Source organism: Nocardia uniformis NBRC 13702, from assembly GCF_001613345.1.
In the GTDB taxonomy this organism is placed as follows: Bacteria; Actinomycetota; Actinomycetes; order Mycobacteriales; family Mycobacteriaceae; genus Nocardia; species Nocardia uniformis.
The window spans coordinates 72,235-89,986 of the sequence record NZ_BDCE01000057.1 but is presented as its reverse complement, the minus strand read 5'-3'; the positions used below and the strand labels follow the sequence as shown (position 1 = coordinate 89,986).

The following is a 17,752-nucleotide window of genomic DNA, read 5'->3' as shown; positions in this document are numbered from 1 at the left end:
GCATTCTCGCGCGCCATCTTTCGGCAATGTCGCCGTGCAACCAGCAATCTCATCGAGGCAGAGGTGCACACATGAGGATAACCAAGCCGTCCCGAAATCGTGAACTTCGGTTCGGCGTTTGGCGTAAAAGCAGCTTCAGCGGATGCAACGGAGAGTGCGTCGAAACGGCATCGATATCCGATGGAACGATTGCCGTTCGCAATAGCAACAATCCGGGGGCCGGGACGCTCGTGTTCACGCGAGCCGAAATCTCGGCATGGATCGCCGGGTGCAAAGCCGGAGAATTCGACGATCTGATCTGACCGCTCGTTACTGTCGCGATACGCGATCGACCGGGCCACACCGCTCGCGGTGTGGCCCGGAAGTTGACGATGGGCGATACTCCGCCCGGACGCTAGGGTGACGGGTATGACCAGGCGAAAGATCCTCATTACCGGAGCGAGTTCCGGGCTCGGCGCGGGTATGGCCCGCGAGTTCGCCCGTCGGGGGCGCGACCTGGCCCTGTGTGCGCGCCGCCTGCCGAATCTCGAGCAGCTGCGCGATGAACTGCGCGCGGCTCATCCGGAAATCACCGTCGCGGTGCGAGCGCTCGACGTGGACGATCACGCCGCGGTGCCGAAGGTCTTCGGGGAGCTTCGCGACGAGCTCGGCGGCCTGGACCGGGTGATCGTGAATGCGGGTATCGGCAAGGGCGCGCTGATCGGCACCGGCCGCGCGGACGCCAATCTCGCCACCGCCACCACCAATTTCGTCAGCGCCCTGGCACAGGCCGAGGCCGCCATGAGTCTTTTCCGCGCGGCTGATTCCGGTCACCTGGTACTGATATCGTCCATGAGCGCGGTGCGGGGACTTCCCGGTAAGAAGGCCGCGTATTCGGCCAGTAAGGCCGGATTGTCAGCGCTCGGCGAAGGGCTGGCGATCGAACTGCGACACAGTCCGATCAAGGTGACCACGGTACAGCCGGGATTCATTGCCACCGACATGTCGTCCAACGCCGGAGACGCGAAACTCGTCGCACCACTGGATAAAGGTGTGGCATCGATGGTGGCAGCGATCGAACGTGAGGCCGTCCGCGCCTGTGTTCCCGAATGGCCGTGGCGGGTCCTGGATTTCGTACTGCCGCGGCTGCCGCGCGGAATAGTCGCCAAACTCGGCTGAGCGGCGGGACGGTCGGCTCCAGCGATTCCCCCCGATCGTCCGGTATGCCGACTACCATCCGCACGATGGCGAAATTCACCACCTGGGACGGTCTCCAGCTGAACTATCGAGTGTGGGGCGGCGACCGACTACCGGTGGTGTTGCAGCACGGCATAGTGGCCGATACCAATGCCAACTGGATGAGCACGGGCGTGGTCGCGGCCTTGGAATCGGCCGGGCACAAGGTTATTTCGCTGGATGCGCGTGGGCACGGCCGTTCCGAGAAGCCGCGCGATCCGAGCCGGTATACCTGGCAGGCAATGGCGTCGGACGTGCGGGCGCTGTTCGATGAGCTGGGGCTGGATCAGGTTGCGCTGGTGGGATATTCGATGGGTGCGATCATTTCCCTACAGGTGGCCGATCAGGATGAGCGGATCACGCGACTGGCGATCGGCGGGATCGGCTCCGGGGTGATCGATTGCGGCGGCATCGACGAGCGGGTGATCGCCGCCGACGACATTGTCGCGGCCATGCGGGGTGACGGCACCGAAACCAAGCGGCTCGCAAGCATATTCCGCTTGCTCGCCGATGCCGTGGGGGCCGATCACGATGCGATAGCGGCAGTGGCTACCGGGCTGAACGAGGCTCCGATTCGTGGGGTCGCCCACCTCGCCATGCCCGCCCTGGTGCTGGCCGGAGCATCCGATCCCTTTGCCGCCGAACCCGATCGGCTGGCCGCGGCGTTCCCGGATGCCCGGCTCGCCGTCGTACCCGGAGACCACCTCACCGCGATCACCGATCCCGGCTTCGCGGCGGCGCTGGTGGAATTCCTACGCTGACCCCGCGGTTTGATTCGGTGCACGTCGGATCCCAGGTCCGGGCACCTACCGCGGCGCATCTCCGATGGCGCTCCGCGGTCCGGTCGTCACCCTGGCGGCCGGGAAAGCTACCCGCCCCACAGCGAAACTCACAGTAGTGCAATCTATTTCGCAGTATCCTTGGAGATCTCAATGAGTCCCGCCTCGACAATCGAGGAGTGGCCACATCGGGGCGTCGCAGCAGGGAAAGGGGGCTGATCCGGATGAACGCAACCGTGGGTACGGCATACGCCGTCGTTGTGACCGCGGTCGTCGATCCGCGCAGCGTCGAAGGACTGGAATGGGATCGCGCTGTCGAATACCTGCCGAGCATCGCCTCGCGCGCCATGCGAACGTGGTTGAACAGCCAGGAGGACGTGGGGGGCGGTATCCGGCACCCGGTCGTGATTCCGGGTTCGCGACGCCGCGCCGCGCTGCGACAGCTGCCGAACCGGGAGGTGTGTGTTCCGTCCGCGGAATATCTGCTCTTCACCGATGCGGTACGGGCCGATGTGCGGGCCCGCCGCGCCGGGTCGGATAGCCACTCCGACAGCCGCGTCGCGGGGTCGACCGACCATGGCAGCAGCTCCGGCGATCGTCGCCGCCCGGTGGCCGACGGCATTGTCGGATCCGACGATCGACTAGCAGCGGCTGGACGGTATCCGGGCCTGCCGATCGGGCCGGGCCGCAGTTCCGCAATGCTGACCGCCCGATAATGCCGACACCTCGGCTTGTCGGCGGCGACTCACCGTCGCGGTCATCGATCCGGATCCGCCCCCGGCCGTGGTGCACCGGTTGGGCGGCAAGGTGGGGCGAGGCCGTGGGTTAGGTCGGCGGTCGGAATCCGCTCCGACATGTGCTGCGGCGAGACCGCGAATTCGCTGGAAGATAACCCAGACTGGGGCCATGGCCGCAGACGACCCGAAGACCCGCACACGAATGCCCGGCTGGCTACCGCGTGCCATGGTGTTGGCGCTGGTACTGCTGGGTCTATTCGAACTCGGGAACTGGGCCGCCCATAGGTTGCTACACATTGCCATCATCCTAATGGTGGCCTTTTTCATCTCCTTGGCAATGGAACCGGCGGTGGATGCGTTGGCGGCCCGGGGAATTCCGCGTGGTCTCGGCACGGCACTGATCTTCGTGGTGGTGAACGGGTGCGTCGTCATCTTCGCCCTCGCGCTCGGTGTGCTGCTGGTGCAGACCGTCGGCAACGGAGTGAACGAATTGCCGCGGCTGCTCGACCAACTGATCGACTGGATCAATTCGACCTTCAACCAGCACCTCACCCCGAATCAGCTCCGGGATCGGCTATTGCACGATTCGAACAACATCAGCGAGTACGCCGAACGCGCGGCGAATACGGGGCTCGGGATTTCGGGGACGGTGCTGGTCGGGTTGGGTGAGCTGCTCACCATCGCGCTGTTCAGCATCTACATAACCGCGGACGGTCCGAAGCTGCGGCGCACCGTGTGCTCGGTGCTGCCGCCGCAACGGCAGGGTGAGGTCCTGCGCGCCTGGGAGCTGGCAATTACCAAGACCGGCGGCTATCTCTACAGCCGTGCGCTCCTCGCGGTGATCTCGGCGGTCTGCCATGGCGTCTTCCTGGCGTTGATCGGGATACCGAATGCTCTCGCCCTGGGTATCTGGTTCGGTGTGGTCGCCTCGTTCATCCCCACCATCGGCACCTATGTGGCGGCCGCTCTGCCGATCCTGGTCGCCCTCACCGACAATCCGGTCGACGCGATATGGATCATTATCTTCGCGGTGCTCTACCAGTGGTTCCAGGACTACCTGCTGCAGCCGCGGATCACCGCCCGCACCGTGGATGTGAATCCGGCGGTGGCGCTGCTGGCGGTGCTGTGTGGCGGGGCGCTGCTCGGCGCGGTCGGTGCGATCCTGGCCATTCCGGCGACGGCCACGGTGCAGGCATTCCTCAGCGCGTATGTGAAACGCTATACGGTGGAGGACGACCCGCGCATCGAACGGGTGGGCCGGAAGCGAGAACGCGAGGCGGAGGCACGAAAGCCGTCCCCCGCGAGCGAATAATCGACGCGGCGAACGGCTTTCGGAGGGGTGGGGACAGGCGGCCGACGCTGTGGTGGGGCGAACTTCGCTTCTCAGGCGATATCTTCATTTGGGATGAAGTTGATTCCCACCGTGCTCGGCACAGTTCCCGTAGTGACTATTCAACTCCGCGGTTCTGTTGTAGCGCAACCTATTTAATTGGCCGCGAATACCGATGCATAGACGATGCGGTCCTGTTCGCTGACCACCTGCCCCGCCAGGGCCGTGCCGGTGACAGTGTGCAGCCGCAGGTCCAGGTAGCGCTCCTCCTCCACCGCCCGCAGGTCGGTGGTGTCCGGGAGCCAGGACAACACTTCGCGTTCACGATCGGCCCGGGCACGTTCCAGCGCGGTGCGCAGGGTGTCCAGGTCGGTGGCTTCGAACGGCTCCGCATCGGCGCGATCCGGCTCGGCGTGCCAGGCGGCGACGCCGTAGGCGAAACACACCAGCGGCATCCACATTTCGGCGAAGAACCGGGGATCCGGGGCGACCTCCAGGCCCGCGAACCTGTCACCGACGAAGAACAGCGCACCCAGCTGGCCGGGCATGAGTTCGAGGCGGCTGCGGAACTGGGTCAGCACCGCGCGTTTGCGGGTGAGGATCTGTTCCAGGTGTCCGCGCTGGGGCAGGCCGTAGCGCCGATTGACCGCGGAGATATCGGGCCACAGCTTCGAATACCCCTCGTGGCCCCGCAGTTCCAGCGCCCTGGCACGCAGCTCCCAGGGCAGCACGAAGAACCACTGGTCGCGGCCCTCGAGATAGCCGCCCTGCGCGGCCTGGACACAGCAGGCGTCGGTGAACCGGCGGGTCTGACCCGCGGCCAGCAGAGCCGCCGAGCAGAGCGCGTGGTTCTGCGCGCCGTCCTGGATGTAGCCGATATGCAGCGGCACGATGGCGACGCCAGTGTCGGCGCCGTTGTGCAGCTCCACATCTCCGTAGCCGACCACCCGCTTCAATTTGAGTCCTGAGCGCGGCGGCACGATACCCGGGCGACCGGGGCCATGGATGGGCACCATGGTGAGCGCGCCCGCGGTCTGCGGCAGACCCAGCACATAGCCGGGCAGCCGCAAGGTGGCGGGGACCAGGTTGTCCAAGCGGGTCATGGGTGGGCTCCTTCCTTCTGCTCATCGAGTGCGAAGCGGCCCGCGCGTTCGGCGAGGAATCGCAGTGCCGCGGTGCGAATCCACTCGCGGCCGGATGTCGTGCGCGCAAACAGCCACGGCAGCAGGGTGGCGAAATCGTCCTGATGCCAGAAGCCCTGATGTGCCAGCGCGGGTGCGGGGTCGCGGAGGGTACGGTCGTCGCTGCCGGTGAACAGGGCCTGGCAGAGCACGATCGGGGTGCTGATGCCGAGGCGCGGCAGCGTGGCGACCACCCGGGCGAGGTCGCCCGGGCAGCGGTTCTCGCAGCCGTCGGTGACAATGGCGACGAGATCCGGTGCGGTGTCGAGGGCATCGAGCAGGCCGGTCGCCAGATCGGTGGATCCGGTCTGCTCGCCACCGATTTCGATGACGATGAGCCGTTCACACACCTCTCCCAGCACCATTCGCAATGCCTGCGCCTGTGACAGCAGCGCCCATTCGCGATCGCCGTAGCCGCGCATGGATTCCGAGGTGTCGAGCACCAACGCCACGGTCGCGTCGAGACGCGGCAACGCGCGCGTGACGTCGGCGACGTAACCGGCGAGTGCGGAATGCAATTCGGTGTCAGCGCCACCGCGGTACACGTGCACCAGCGTGGCCGCGATATCGCCCCGATTGGTCACGGTGACCATCTGTGGGCGCTCACGCCGCGGCTCCAGCGGTGCGACCGGGTCCGTGGGCGCGGCAACGCCATACGTCCCTGGCGCGTACAGCGCGGATACCCGCGTGACGGCGATCTCCGGATCGGCGGTGAATCGCAGCAGACTGCGCCGCAAGTCCGGAGAATCACTGTCGCCCTCCGCGATTCGCCGAGCGCAACCACGAGCCGTCGCCTTGCCGACCGCATGCTCGAAGCAATCCACGAGCGCCGGCCGCCGAGCCGCGATGAGCCACTGCGCGTCCGGATGCTCCAGCACGAACGCGAGAATCGCCCGGGTGGTGTGCTTGTGATTGACCCGCAGCCGCCGCGTCGCGAGCAGCACGGTCACCACCGACTCCGGCGGCAGTCCGAACAGCAGGGCGCGCATCGCCCGATCGAGGACGTCACGGGTATTCGTATCCATCCCCGCGCGCGAAGAACACAACGCCTGCAGCAGAATTCGTGCCCGCTGCTCGGTGTTTACACCCGGCACGAGGGCGAGCAGTACGTAACCCTCGGGGTCATCGGCGTAGGCGGCGCGGTGCAGTTCCGCGTCATCCCAGCCCACAACCCCGGCTCGGGACACCGCGAATGGCGCACCGTGCGAACGGAAGTGATCGAGAAGAACTGCGGTATTCATCCCCGAAGTGTAGAAACCACACGTCCGGTACCACTACTGATTTTCGCTGCGCCACAGACCCTTTCGACTACACCGAAAGCGACGCGGGAACCGCCCGCTAAGGCAACAGGCCGTGACGGCGGGCGTTCACCACCGCTTCGTGGCGGTTATGGGCTCCCAGTTTGGTCATAGCGCTGCGGAGATAGCTCTTCACCGTCTCCGGCTTCAGGGAAAGCCGCAGCGCCGCTTCGACATTGGTGCAGCCCAGGGCGATTTGGGCGAGGACATCGAGTTCTCGGGGAGCGAGGGTGATCGGGTCGTCCCGGTCCGTTACGCCGGAGACCAGGCGCGCCAGGCGGTCGGAGACATCGCGCAGGCGGGTTCGGGCCAGGGTATCGGGGAGCGATTGGGTGAGTCCGCGGAGTTCGGCGTGCAGATCTCGGAGCTGTTCGGTGACCACGGGGTCCACGGCGGGGGCGGTCGGCCGGGCGGTTTGGAAGCGGAGGCGGCGGTCCACCTCATCGCGAATGGTGAATTCGAGGGTGAGGCGGCGGCCCGCCTGGACCATGAGTTCGGCTATGCGGTCGCCGATGGGGCCGGGGTCGCGGTTGGCGACATAGAGGACCGCGCGGGATTCACCGCACACGACCACCGGGACCGCGACCACGGCACGCAGGCCTTCGCCGAGGACGGGACCGTCGTACTGGTGGGTAATGGTGGCGGCGGAGCGGTAGTCGGCGACCGAGGTGGGGCGGCGGCTGGCCACCGCCACACCGCCCAGACCGGACTGGGGTCGCACCGCGAGTCCGCGCATGCCATTGGTGCGGGTGCCGATGAATTCGCTCAGTATCAGCGTCCCGGCGGTGACCGCACCACCGAAGGCCACCGGCGCCCCGGTCACGGTGGCAATACGCCGTAGCTCGGCCCGCAGCGCATCAGCGTCGCTGGGCCGGAGCAGGTCGACGTAGCCTGTCATCGGGTACACCCTTTCGGGGGTAGTCGGCGGTTCGGTGTGACGTGGATCCTATCGGAGTGAGTGTGAGCATGGACCGGCTCCGGCCGGTGAGCTATTCCTTCGGCGTCTGGGACGCACCGCTGCTCGGCGATACCATCGGCGATAATCTCGACCGCACGGCCGCCGCGCATCCGGACCGCGAGGCCCTGGTCGACCGCCCCGCCGGGGTGCGCTGGACCTACCGCGAGTTCGTCGCGGAGGTGGACACGCTGGCCCTGGGCCTGTTGTCGTCCGGGCTCGGCAAGGGCGACCGGGTGGGTATCTGGGCCCCGAACTGCGCGCAGTGGACGCTGACGCAGTACGCGACGGCCAAGATCGGCGCGATCGTAGTGAATATCAACCCGGCTTATCGATCCCACGAACTCCGGTACGTACTTCGACAGGCCGGAATTCGCACCCTGATCGCGGCACGGTCCTTCAAGTCCTCGGACTACGCGACCATGATCGAGGAGGTCCGGGAGGACTGCCCCGAGCTCGAACAGGTGGTGCTGCTCGACAGCGCCGACTGGCGGACCCTGTTCGAGACCGGCCGCTCCGGCGACCCGGAACTGCTGGCCGAAGCCCAGGCGGGGCTCTCCCCCGACGATCCGATCAATATCCAATACACCTCGGGCACAACCGGTTTCCCCAAGGGGGCAACACTCAGCCATCACAATATCCTGAACAACGGCTATTTCGTGGGCGAGCTGTGCGGCTACACCGAGCAGGACCGCATCTGCATTCCGGTGCCCTTCTACCACTGCTTCGGCATGGTGATGGGCAATCTGGCCGCCACCAGTCACGGCGCGACCATGGTCATTCCGGCCCCGGCCTTCGATCCGAAGGCGACGCTGGAAACCGTTGCGGCCGAGCGCTGCACCTCCCTGTACGGCGTGCCGACCATGTTCATCGCCGAACTGGCCGATCCGACCTTCGACGACCACGACCTGTCCGCCCTGCGCACCGGCATCATGGCGGGCTCGCCGTGTCCGGTCGAGGTGATGAAGCAGGTCATCGAGCGGATGGGTATGCGCGAGGTGTCGATCTGCTACGGCATGACCGAAACCTCCCCGGTCTCCACCCAGACCCGCAGCGACGACAGCCTGGCGCAACGCACCGCGACGGTCGGCCGCGCCGGACCACATATCGAGATCAAGATCGTCGATCCGGCCACCGGACTGACTGTGCCCCGCGGCGAACCGGGCGAGTTCTGCACCCGCGGCTACTCGGTCATGCTCGGCTATTGGAACGATCCGGAGAAGACCGCCGAGGCAATCGATTCCGCGCGCTGGATGCACACCGGCGATCTGGCGACCATGGACGAGGACGGTTATATCGCGATTACCGGCCGCATCAAGGATATGGTCATTCGTGGCGGCGAGAATATCTACCCGCGCGAAATCGAGGAGTTCCTCTACACCCATCCCGACATTCTCGACGCCCAGGTGATCGGGGTGCCCGACGCCAAATACGGCGAGGAGCTGATGGCGTGGGTCCGAATGCGCGAGGGTGCGCCACCTTTGACCGCCGAAGCGCTCCATGAGTTCGCGACCGGCCGCCTGGCCCACTTCAAAGTCCCCCGCTACGTCCACGTCACCGACGAGTTCCCCATGACAGTGACCGGCAAGATTCGCAAGGTCGAGATGCGCGAGGTCGCCGCGCGACTACTCGGCCTGCCCGAGCAGGAGCAGAAATGAATACAGCATCGTCCAGCGATTCCATGGGGGGCGGGGGTCGGGTGACGGGTGGGCCCGCCAATACCGACGCCTACCGCGCCGCCCGCGACCACTTGGTCGCCACCGCAACCGATTACGACGCCGCGGTGAACTCCTTCTGCTGGCCGCACCTGACCGGCACCTTCAACTGGGCCACCGACTGGTTCGATGTGATCGCCCGCGGCAACCATCGCCCCGCGCTGTGGATCGTGGAGGCCGACGGCCGGGAGGAGCGAATCACCTTCGACGGTATGGCTTCCCGCTCCGACCAGGTCGCCACCTGGCTGGCCGCACTCGGTGTCGGCAAGGGTGATCGGGTCATGCTCATGCTCGGCAATCAGGTCGAGCTGTGGGAGGCAATGCTGGCCATCGCCAAACTCGGCGCGGTCATCATGCCGACCACCGCGGCCCTGGGTCCCGCCGACCTGTCCGACCGGATCGACCGGGGCGCGGTGAGTTTCGTCATTACCAATGCCGCCGACACCGGGAAGTTCGATGAGGTGCCGGGTGATTACACGCGCATCGTGGTGGGCGATTCGGTACCCGGCTGGCACGGCTACAACGAGGCGTACACCTACATGTCGGCGGGGCCGTTCCAGGCGGTCACCGAGGTCGGCGATCCGCTGCTGGTGTATTTCACCTCCGGCACCACCAGTAAGCCGAAGATGGTCCAGCACTCTCAGATCAGTTATCCGGTTGGTCATCTGTCCACCATGTATTGGATCGGCGTGCGGCCCGGTGACCTGCATCTGGCAATCAGCGCACCCGGCTGGGCCAAACACGCGTGGAGCTGTTTCTTCGCGCCGTGGATCGCGGAGGCCACCGTATTCGTCTACAACTACTCACGATTCGATGCCACATCACTTTTGGGTCAATTACGGCGTGCCGAGGTGAATACCTTCTGCGCACCACCTACGGTGTGGCGCATGCTGATTCAAGCCGAGCTCGGAGAGCGCCCGGCGGGTCTACGCGAAATCCTGGGCGCGGGTGAGCCACTCAATCCGGATGTCATCGCGCAGGTGGAAAAGGCATGGGGGCTCACCATTCGCGACGGCTTCGGTCAGACGGAAACCACACTGCAGGTGGCCAATACGCCCGGCCAACCGGTAAAGGCCGGTTCCATGGGCCGCCCCGCACCGGGAGTGCCGGTGGTGCTGGTCGATCCGATTACCGGGCAATTGGCCGACGAGGGCGAGATCTGCCTGGATCTGGCCGCCGCGCCGGTCAATCTCATGACCGGCTACCTGGGCGATCCGGAGCGCAATGCCGCGGTCATGGCGGACGGGTACTACCACACCGGCGATGTGGCCAGCCGCGATTCCGACGGATACATCACCTATATCGGCCGTACCGACGATGTCTTCAAATCCTCCGACTACAAGGTATCCCCCTTCGAGCTGGAGAGTGTCCTGATCGAACATCCCGCTGTAGTGGAAGCCGCGGTGGTTCCGCAACCCGACGAGACCCGCCTCGCCGTTCCGAAGGCGTATGTAAGCTTGGCTGCGGGGTGGGAGCCGAACCACGAAACCGCCCGCAGCATTCTCGAATACGCGCGCGACCACCTGGCCCCGTACCTACGTATCCGCCGGGTGGAGTTCACTGAGCTACCGAAGACAATTTCCGGCAAGATCCGTCGCGTCGAACTGCGCCACCGCGAGGAAGAGGCGCACGCCGCGGGTTCTGCCCTACCTACCGAATACCGCTACGAGGACGTATTTTTCGACGCCAAATCGTGACCGCCGCACCACCGCATACGCCCACACCATTCAATGATGATTGGAGTACGCATGCCCCAAACGCCGCACTCGCCCGAAAGCGCGACCGCGTATGTCATCGCCGCACTGGAAGCGAAAGGCACCGCCAGCCGCGACGATTTCGATGTCTCCGCCATCGTCGCGAGAACCCACGCCCTGAGTGAGACATGGGATTTCGACTCCGTGCACAGTGAAACCTTCTGGAAGATCGCAGCGGTTCATTTGAAGCTCTGACCCGTACCTGAGGTTCGAACGAGGCAATGGTTCGCGACGGTCGGCGGGCGGAGCCACCGCCGACCGTCTCGCTGTCTACCGTATACCGGGTGTAGCCGGATCCGAACCGAGGCAACCGAGGACGAAACATCCTGGCGGCCAATTCGAGAACGGCGGGGACAGCGGTTTGCCGAGACATTCGATCGCATTGCAGCCGGGATAGGCCATGGGCCCGAAGCCGAGTGCGGCGAGCGTGGCATCCGGATTGGAGATCATCGGATCGGCCAGGCTGATATCCGGTCGCTGGATGTAGGGACCGGGATCGGTCAGCGTGGGTGCGAGAAACGCACCGGAGACAGCGCGCAGCACATCGTGCGGGAAGCTCACCGAGCCGCCGGGCACGGTGACGCCGGTCCAACTGACCAGCAGTCCGAGACTCGGCACGATGAAATTGTCCTGGCGCATCATGCCCGACATCTGGATGGCGTCCGACGGCAGGCCGGGGAATACCGCGTCACAGCCGGGGCCGTTGACGGTGAACAGGAAGCCATAGCAGGAGTTGGTCTCCGCCGGGGTACTGGCGTGGCGCAGGTAGTCGGCCGAAATAATCTGCGCGCCATTCCAATTACCACGATTGACCAGCAGCAATCCGAGTTTCACGAAATCGTCGGGCGGTAGTACCAGGTGTGCGTAGCCATAGGTGTTGCCACTGCGGTCCCGTGCCCAGTGGTAGTCACTGGCGGGAATTCCCAATGGCCCGAACAGTTTCCGCTGCGCGTACGCCTGAAAGTCCTCGCCCACGGACTGCTGCACCACGTAGACGAGCAGATCCACGGCCCGTTGGCTGTACTGCCACTCCGTACCCTGCTCGGCGACAATGGGCATGGCCAGGGCCTGCGCCACCACATTCGGATCGATCTGCGCCAGGCCGGTAATACCTTCCGAGGCCACCGCCACCTGCATGCCCGAGGATTCGGTCAGCAGGTTCCGCACGGTGATGGCCCGGTGCGCCGAATCGCCCAGTCCGGCGGGCAGGTACGCGTCGATCGGATCGTCGACGCGCAGGTGCCCCTCGTCCACGGCGATTCCGGCCACCATGGCCACCACGCTCTTGGTACTGCTCCACAGATTCCACGCCATCTTGCCGCTGCGGTCATTGCTCTCCCGCCCGGCAACCAGGCAGTTGTTCCGATATACCCGCACCGTGAAGCGGGTCGGATCGGTCGCGAGGTCGATGGCTCGCGCCACGGCGGACGAATCCAACCCCACCTCTTCGGGTTTCGCCGCCTCCGGTTCTCGACCGGCGCTGACGGCGCATTCTCTCAGTGTCTCCGGCGCGGCTCCCGCGATCGGCGATTCGACGCCGACGAGCAGCATTCCCACCGAAATCACCGCCATCGCAACGCCCATGAAAGAACGACGCACGTTCAGCCTCTCCACTCCCCGACCCTGTTTCGGTACCGGTAGCAAGGCTATTGATCCGTTATCGCCCGGCCAGACCCCACTTGTCGGGCCCCTCTTTCCAGGGGCCACACCGAATTCCGCAATCACCGCGGTGGTCGACGCCGCGACGACCTCCGTGGGCATCATAGGAATCCGGCAAACCGTCAGCTACGAGCGGCACGCGTCAAGGCACGGCGGTGTTCGACCGGCACTCCCCTCCGGATGCCGGTCGAGCACCACGAGCTCGCCCGAGCTACCGGAGTGAATACAGCGGAACGACAGTGCAGGGCAGGCCCACGCGGGACCCGGTGTGGCACAAACGGAAACGGCCCAGCGATGGCCGGAATAAACCGGCCGCCACCGAACCTGGCGACAGCACAGGCGAATTCGACCATTATCGCGGTGCAAGAACCCTCCGCCGGATGCGCGAGTGGGCAGGTCGCGCTCGCCGAGCTAGCGCCGGAAGCGGTCCGCGTGCTCGGTGACCCAGTCCGCGAAGGTGCGGGCCGGGCGGCCGGTCACCCGTTCGACGGTGTCGACGACCGTCGTGGATTCGATATTCGGGGCGGCGTACCAGCCGACGACATATTCGGCGTCCGCGCGCGGGACACCGGTGGCAATGAGTCGGTCGATGGCCTGCTCGTGCGAGATTCGGACAAAGCTGATGTCACGACCAATCGCGTCGGACAGCATCTCGAGTCGTTCGTGCGTGGTGAGCGACTCCGGGCCGGTGAGGTTGTAGGACTGCCCCGCGTGGCCGTCCTCCAGTAGCGCGGTGGCGGCCACCACGCCGATATCAGCCTCGTGCACAAGGGCACTGGTGCGGTCGTAGGGTTCGCGCACGACACCCTCGGCGCGAATCGAATCGATCCAGCCCGAGGTATTGGACATGAACTCCTGCGGCTCGACCAGTGTCCATTCCACGCCGGACTCCGCTACGGCCTGCTCCACCGGTCCGACCCCGCCACCCCATACGACGGTCATGCGCCGAACGCCCGCATCGACCGCCCGCTGGACCAGTTCGGGGCCCACCTCGGCGAGTCCGGCGGTCACGGTGATGTGCAATCGGGTGACGCCGTCGAGCGCGGCGGCCAGGGTCGCGGGTGCGGTATGTGTTCCCGCCACCAATTCCACGCCGGATGGGAGTTTCGCGGCAGCGGCGGCCGGGTTCCTGGTGAGTGCCCGGACCCGGTCGCCTCGGCGCACGAGTTCGGTCACGACATGACGGCCGGTGTTTCCGGTCGCGCCGGTTACGAGTGTTGTCACGGTGGATTCCTTTCGTCACCGACGACGCTAAAAGCCCAACCAAGGTAGAGGTCAAGCCGGTCCGACCCCCCATCCGCAGATATGCGTACCGGCTCCGGTGATCGGCCGATAGCAAATCACCCGCAATACGCATTCGAGTGGATAGGCTGACAAACGCCCCGGGTTCGAGGATCGCCGTAGATCGACCGAGAGGAGTGACCGATGAGTGCCGGTCCCACCAGCACATCGAACTCTGCCCTCACCGGCGACCTATCCGGACTCATCGGCAAGCATCTGATCTACGCCTACGAGAACGGCTGGAAGTACGAGCTGTATGTACGCAATGCGGAAACGATCGAGTCACGCTGCCTGATGGGGCCCATGTTCGGGCGCTGGTCGAAGAATCAATCCGCGAAGTTCGTCCAGCTCAGCGGTGATTTGTACAAGCTCGCCTGGGTCGAGCCGACGGGCACCACCACCAATGTCATTCTGTGGCTGAGCGATCGCCGGGTACACACCACGATCTCCTATCCGCAATGGATGCTCGACTATCCCGAAAGCACCCTCGGCCGCTACGAGGACAATCTGGCGGCGATCATCGCCGACCGGGAGCGGGGTCCGACGTACCCGCTGACCCTGGTCTCCTCCACCGGCCGGATCACCTATCTCGAGACTCGCGATCCCGATGACGATACGGTCATCGACCGTCCCCCCAACAGACTTCCGCCGGGGTACGCGGACCGCACCAATTGACCGAGCCCCGTGTACGTCGGCGAACGGTCACTATGAGGAGCGCGACCGTTCCGGCGGTGTCACGATTCTCGGCCTCGGATGAGGGTTCCGGAACACCCGCGATCGACCGCTGTTCGATCCGGATACTGTTCCCCCCGCGCCGGCCATAGGTATCCATGCCACCCGAACCGCCCCCTGGCAGCCGGTCGGCAACACTGTGCTGCGAGTCACACCTCAGATTCCACGCACCGCGATGATTCCTCAATTTCCACCTCGTCTGAGTAATCGACGGCACGATGCCGACGGACGCTGAGTCAGCAGGAAAGGCACGAACATGGAAACCATCACGACGCCCGCCGGTGTGCAGATCGCCTTCGATCGCTATGTCGGAGGTGACGGCGGAACGGTGATTCTGGTCGGCGGCGCATTCAGTTACCGGAAGTTTCCGAAGATGGTGGAGTTGGCCGAGAAGCTGGCCGCGGAATACGGGCTCACCGTCATCAACTACGACCGGCGCGGGCGCGGCGACAGCAGCGATACGCCGGGTATCTACGACGTCGACAATGAGATCGACGATATCGCCGCACTGGTCGACGCGGCCGGTGGGAAGGCCGCGCTGTTCGGGTGGTCGTCGGGTGCCGGACTGGCGCTCCAGGCCGCCGCATCCGGGCGGATTCCGGGTATTACCAAGGTGATTGCCTTCGAGCCGCCGTTCGTCGTGAACCACGACAACTTCGTTCCAGCCGCGGATCTGCATATTCGCCTGCACGAGTTGATCAAGGCGGACCGCCGGGGCGAGGTCGTGAAGTTCTATATGGCCAAGGCGATGGGTATGCCGCGCGCCTTCGTCGCGATAATGCGCTTCACGCCGTTCTGGAAGAGCCTGATCGCCACATCCACTGCGACGGCGCACGACTGGGCGATTATGGCGCGGTTCATGCGCGGTGAGGCGCTGCGGGCCGAGGACTGGTCCGGCGTCGACGTGCCGACCCTGGTGATCTCCGGCGCGAAGAGTGGTGCGCTCTTGCGCACCGGCGCGGCTGCCATTACGGCGGTACTGCCCAAGGCTCAGCATCGAGAACTCGCGAAACTCAGCCACAATCCGAATATCGCAATCCTCACGCCACCGGCGGGCGAGTTCCTCACCGCGATCGCGGAATAACAGCAGACGAATGCGGCCCGCCACGGAGTGGCGGGCCGCATCAGGTTGTCACCGCGCCTATCCGGCGGCAGCGAACCGGCCGTGCCCGGTCGAACTAGGCGCAGATGCCATTGAGATTCACCGCGGTAACCGTGGTGTAGCCCGCACTCGGCCGGACATCCGGCGGGCCGTCGAAGTAGACGGCGCTGATGACGTGCTGCCCCTCGATATCGGGCACCCACACAATGCTGGCGACCCCATTGGATACCGGCACCGTGCCGACAATATTTCCGCCGAGGCCGGGCAGCCGACTCGTGAAGTCCACCGACCCGTGCGATACCGGACTGCCGTCGGGCATCTTCACCGTCGCGACGGCAGTCTGCGGACAGTTGACGGCCGCGAGCCTGGTGGCCCCGAGCGCCGAACCCGCCATGGTCACCGACAGGCTCGGCGAGACCAACGCATTCGCCTGCGGTGCCATCACCATCGGAACCGACAGCAATGTCACCATCGCGGCACCTGCCATACCGCTCGAAATACCCACACCACTCATCGTTGTCAGCCTTTCGCTGTACCCGGGTCGAACGTGGCCAGATCCTCGAATCGGGTGGCAGGGTACCCGACGTCAGGCCCGTTGTCGCGCAGGTGAATCGGCGCGTACGCGAAAGACCGGTGTTCGGAGAATTTTAATGGCTGGGGTGCGGCGGAACCGTATGGCACGATGGTGCGCTGCGACGGTCGATCGCCGGCCGCTGTTCGTAGAGCCGGTGGAGGTCCAGCCGATGCCGACCTCCACCGGTGACCGCGGCCGCATGCTGCACCTCCTGCGAGGTAACCGCCCGCTCAGTGCGTTGTTCGCCGCCCGAATCGTGTCCTACGCGGGCGATTCGATGAGCCTGGTCGCCCTGATGCTGCATGTCGCGAACACGACCGGGCAGGGTCTCGCGGTCGCGCTACTGCTACTCGTCGGCGATTTCGTACCGTCGCTGTTCAGTCCGATCGCCGGAGCGATCAGTGACCGATTCGACCGCAGGCGGGTGATGATCTGGTGCGAGCTGGTACAGGCCGCACTCGTCGGGCTCATCGCGCTCTCGCTGCCGCCATTGCCCCTGCTGCTGGCACTGGTGGCGGCGCGCTCGATCGCGGCGAATATCTTCATGCCCGCGTCCCGGTCGTCGATTCCCGCGCTGGTCGACGGCAAGGATCTGGCGACCGCGAACTCGGTCATCGGCTTCGGGTCCAATGCCGCCGAAGCCTTCGGACCGCTGCTGGCCGCCGCCATGCTGCCGTTCCTCGGCATTCGGGGAGTGCTGTTCGTCGACGCCGCCTCGTTCCTGCTGTCCGCGCTCGTCCTGCTCGCGCTCCGGCCGATGCCACCCGAACGCACCGGTGGTGAGCCGGAATCGCTACTGGCGCAGGCGAAAACAGGCCTCGGCTATATCCTGCGCACCCCGGTTATCCGAATCATCGCACTCGGTTTCTGCGCGGTCGTCGCCTGCAATGGTGTCGATGACGTCGCCCTGGTCATGCTGGCGAAAGACACGCTGCGGTCCGGTGATTCATCGGTCGGACTGCTGCTCGGCGCGGTCGGTATCGGCCTGCTGTTCGGATATGCGCTGCTGGGCCGCTACGACACCCGGCTATCCATGGCGGCGCTGCTCATCGGCGGCTTCTTCGTCAGCAGCGCGGGCAACCTACTCACCGGTCTGGCCTGGTCGGTCGCCGCGGCATTCACCGTGCAGGCGGTGCGTGGCATCGGTATCGCGGGTATGGATATCGCATCCAGCACCATGCTCCAACGCATCGTCCCCGCCGGAATGCTCGGTCGCGTCTTCGGAAATCTGTACGGCGCGATCGGTGTCGCCGCTGCGGCCTCGTATATCGGCGGTGGACTACTGCTCGACGCCACCGACGCACCCACCACCCTCGTCATCGCGGGCACCGGCGGCATTATCGTCACCGGCGTAGTCGCCGCTGTACTCCCCCGCGCCCTGCGTCGCCACCAATCTCCACTGTCGAAGCCCACCTGATCGGACCGACGAACCCGCAAACC

Annotated in this window: 17 protein-coding genes; 11 read left to right on the top strand and 6 right to left on the bottom strand. The window is 65.5% G+C overall.

Going from position 1 to position 17,752, the window contains the following annotated elements; all coding sequences use genetic code 11:
• Positions 1-71 precede the first annotated feature (71 nt).
• The 5 genes from NU1_RS20580 to NU1_RS20560 all read left to right on the top strand — a co-directional run bounded on the left by NU1_RS20580 (position 72) and on the right by NU1_RS20560 (position 4,043).
• A complete protein-coding gene (locus NU1_RS20580) occupies positions 72-302 on the top strand; it encodes a DUF397 domain-containing protein (RefSeq protein WP_067523426.1) in 231 nt (76 codons plus the stop codon).
• 106 nt (positions 303-408) lie between these two features.
• Positions 409-1,158 carry an SDR family oxidoreductase gene (locus tag NU1_RS20575; RefSeq protein ID WP_067523425.1) on the top strand — a complete coding sequence of 250 codons (750 nt, stop codon included), beginning with the start codon at positions 409-411 and terminating at the stop codon, positions 1,156-1,158.
• Between the two features lie 65 nt (positions 1,159-1,223).
• Positions 1,224-1,976, top strand: coding sequence for an alpha/beta fold hydrolase (locus tag NU1_RS20570; protein ID WP_067523424.1), 753 nt, complete (start codon positions 1,224-1,226; stop codon positions 1,974-1,976).
• Between the two features lie 242 nt (positions 1,977-2,218).
• Positions 2,219-2,710 carry a hypothetical protein gene (locus tag NU1_RS20565; RefSeq protein WP_067523423.1) on the top strand — a complete coding sequence of 164 codons (492 nt, stop codon included), beginning with the start codon at positions 2,219-2,221 and terminating at the stop codon, positions 2,708-2,710.
• A gap of 190 nt (positions 2,711-2,900) precedes the next feature.
• Positions 2,901-4,043, top strand: coding sequence for an AI-2E family transporter (locus tag NU1_RS20560; RefSeq protein ID WP_067523422.1), 1,143 nt, complete (start codon positions 2,901-2,903; stop codon positions 4,041-4,043).
• A gap of 173 nt (positions 4,044-4,216) precedes the next feature.
• Here the strand turns inward: NU1_RS20560 and NU1_RS20555 are convergent, their stop codons facing one another.
• The 3 genes from NU1_RS20555 to NU1_RS20545 all read right to left on the bottom strand — a co-directional run bounded on the left by NU1_RS20555 (position 4,217) and on the right by NU1_RS20545 (position 7,438).
• Positions 4,217-5,164 (bottom strand): ARPP-1 family domain-containing protein, encoded by a 948-nt coding sequence (locus tag NU1_RS20555; protein WP_067523421.1) that lies wholly within the window; start codon positions 5,162-5,164, stop codon positions 4,217-4,219.
• Complete coding sequence (locus NU1_RS20550) at positions 5,161-6,483, bottom strand: hypothetical protein (RefSeq protein WP_067523420.1); 1,323 nt, start codon at positions 6,481-6,483, stop codon at positions 5,161-5,163. Before NU1_RS20550 ends, NU1_RS20555 begins: the two co-directional genes overlap by 4 nt.
• A 97-nt stretch (positions 6,484-6,580) precedes the next feature.
• On the bottom strand, positions 6,581-7,438 hold the full coding sequence (locus NU1_RS20545; RefSeq protein ID WP_067523419.1) for a helix-turn-helix transcriptional regulator: 858 nt from the start codon (positions 7,436-7,438) through the stop codon (positions 6,581-6,583).
• Positions 7,439-7,506: 68 nt separating this feature from the next.
• Between NU1_RS20545 and NU1_RS20540 the strand changes: the two genes are divergently transcribed.
• The 3 genes from NU1_RS20540 to NU1_RS20530 are packed head-to-tail and all read left to right on the top strand — an operon-like array spanning position 7,507 to position 11,159.
• On the top strand, positions 7,507-9,153 hold the full coding sequence (locus tag NU1_RS20540) for an AMP-binding protein (RefSeq protein ID WP_170264286.1): 1,647 nt from the start codon (positions 7,507-7,509) through the stop codon (positions 9,151-9,153).
• A gap of 23 nt (positions 9,154-9,176) precedes the next feature.
• A complete protein-coding gene (locus NU1_RS20535) occupies positions 9,177-10,907 on the top strand; it encodes an AMP-binding protein (RefSeq protein ID WP_067523417.1) in 1,731 nt (576 codons plus the stop codon).
• Positions 10,908-10,958: 51 nt separating this feature from the next.
• Entirely contained in the window at positions 10,959-11,159 is a 201-nt protein-coding gene (locus NU1_RS20530; RefSeq protein ID WP_067523416.1) for a hypothetical protein, read from the top strand.
• 75 nt (positions 11,160-11,234) lie between these two features.
• On the opposite strand, the gene NU1_RS20525 is transcribed toward NU1_RS20530, so the two are convergent.
• Both NU1_RS20525 and NU1_RS20520 read right to left on the bottom strand, forming a co-directional pair.
• Complete coding sequence (locus NU1_RS20525) at positions 11,235-12,563, bottom strand: serine hydrolase domain-containing protein (protein WP_245720220.1); 1,329 nt, start codon at positions 12,561-12,563, stop codon at positions 11,235-11,237.
• Between the two features lie 471 nt (positions 12,564-13,034).
• Entirely contained in the window at positions 13,035-13,847 is an 813-nt protein-coding gene (locus NU1_RS20520; protein WP_067523414.1) for an NmrA family NAD(P)-binding protein, read from the bottom strand.
• A gap of 201 nt (positions 13,848-14,048) precedes the next feature.
• Here NU1_RS20520 and NU1_RS20515 point away from each other — a divergent pair, with 201 nt between their 5' ends.
• Together NU1_RS20515 and NU1_RS20510 are read left to right on the top strand one after the other, a co-directional pair.
• Positions 14,049-14,579, top strand: coding sequence for a phenolic acid decarboxylase (locus NU1_RS20515; protein WP_067523413.1), 531 nt, complete (start codon positions 14,049-14,051; stop codon positions 14,577-14,579).
• A gap of 313 nt (positions 14,580-14,892) precedes the next feature.
• Complete coding sequence (locus NU1_RS20510; protein WP_067523412.1) at positions 14,893-15,720, top strand: alpha/beta fold hydrolase; 828 nt, start codon at positions 14,893-14,895, stop codon at positions 15,718-15,720.
• Between the two features lie 94 nt (positions 15,721-15,814).
• Here NU1_RS20510 and NU1_RS20505 read toward each other — a convergent pair whose 3' ends face one another.
• Positions 15,815-16,243, bottom strand: a complete 429-nt coding sequence (locus NU1_RS20505) for a hypothetical protein (protein WP_157552648.1) — start codon at positions 16,241-16,243, stop codon at positions 15,815-15,817.
• A 238-nt stretch (positions 16,244-16,481) separates the two neighbouring features.
• Between NU1_RS20505 and NU1_RS20500 the strand changes: the two genes are divergently transcribed.
• Positions 16,482-17,729 carry an MFS transporter gene (locus NU1_RS20500; RefSeq protein ID WP_084521670.1) on the top strand — a complete coding sequence of 416 codons (1,248 nt, stop codon included), beginning with the start codon at positions 16,482-16,484 and terminating at the stop codon, positions 17,727-17,729.
• The last annotated feature ends 23 nt before the right edge of the window (positions 17,730-17,752 follow it).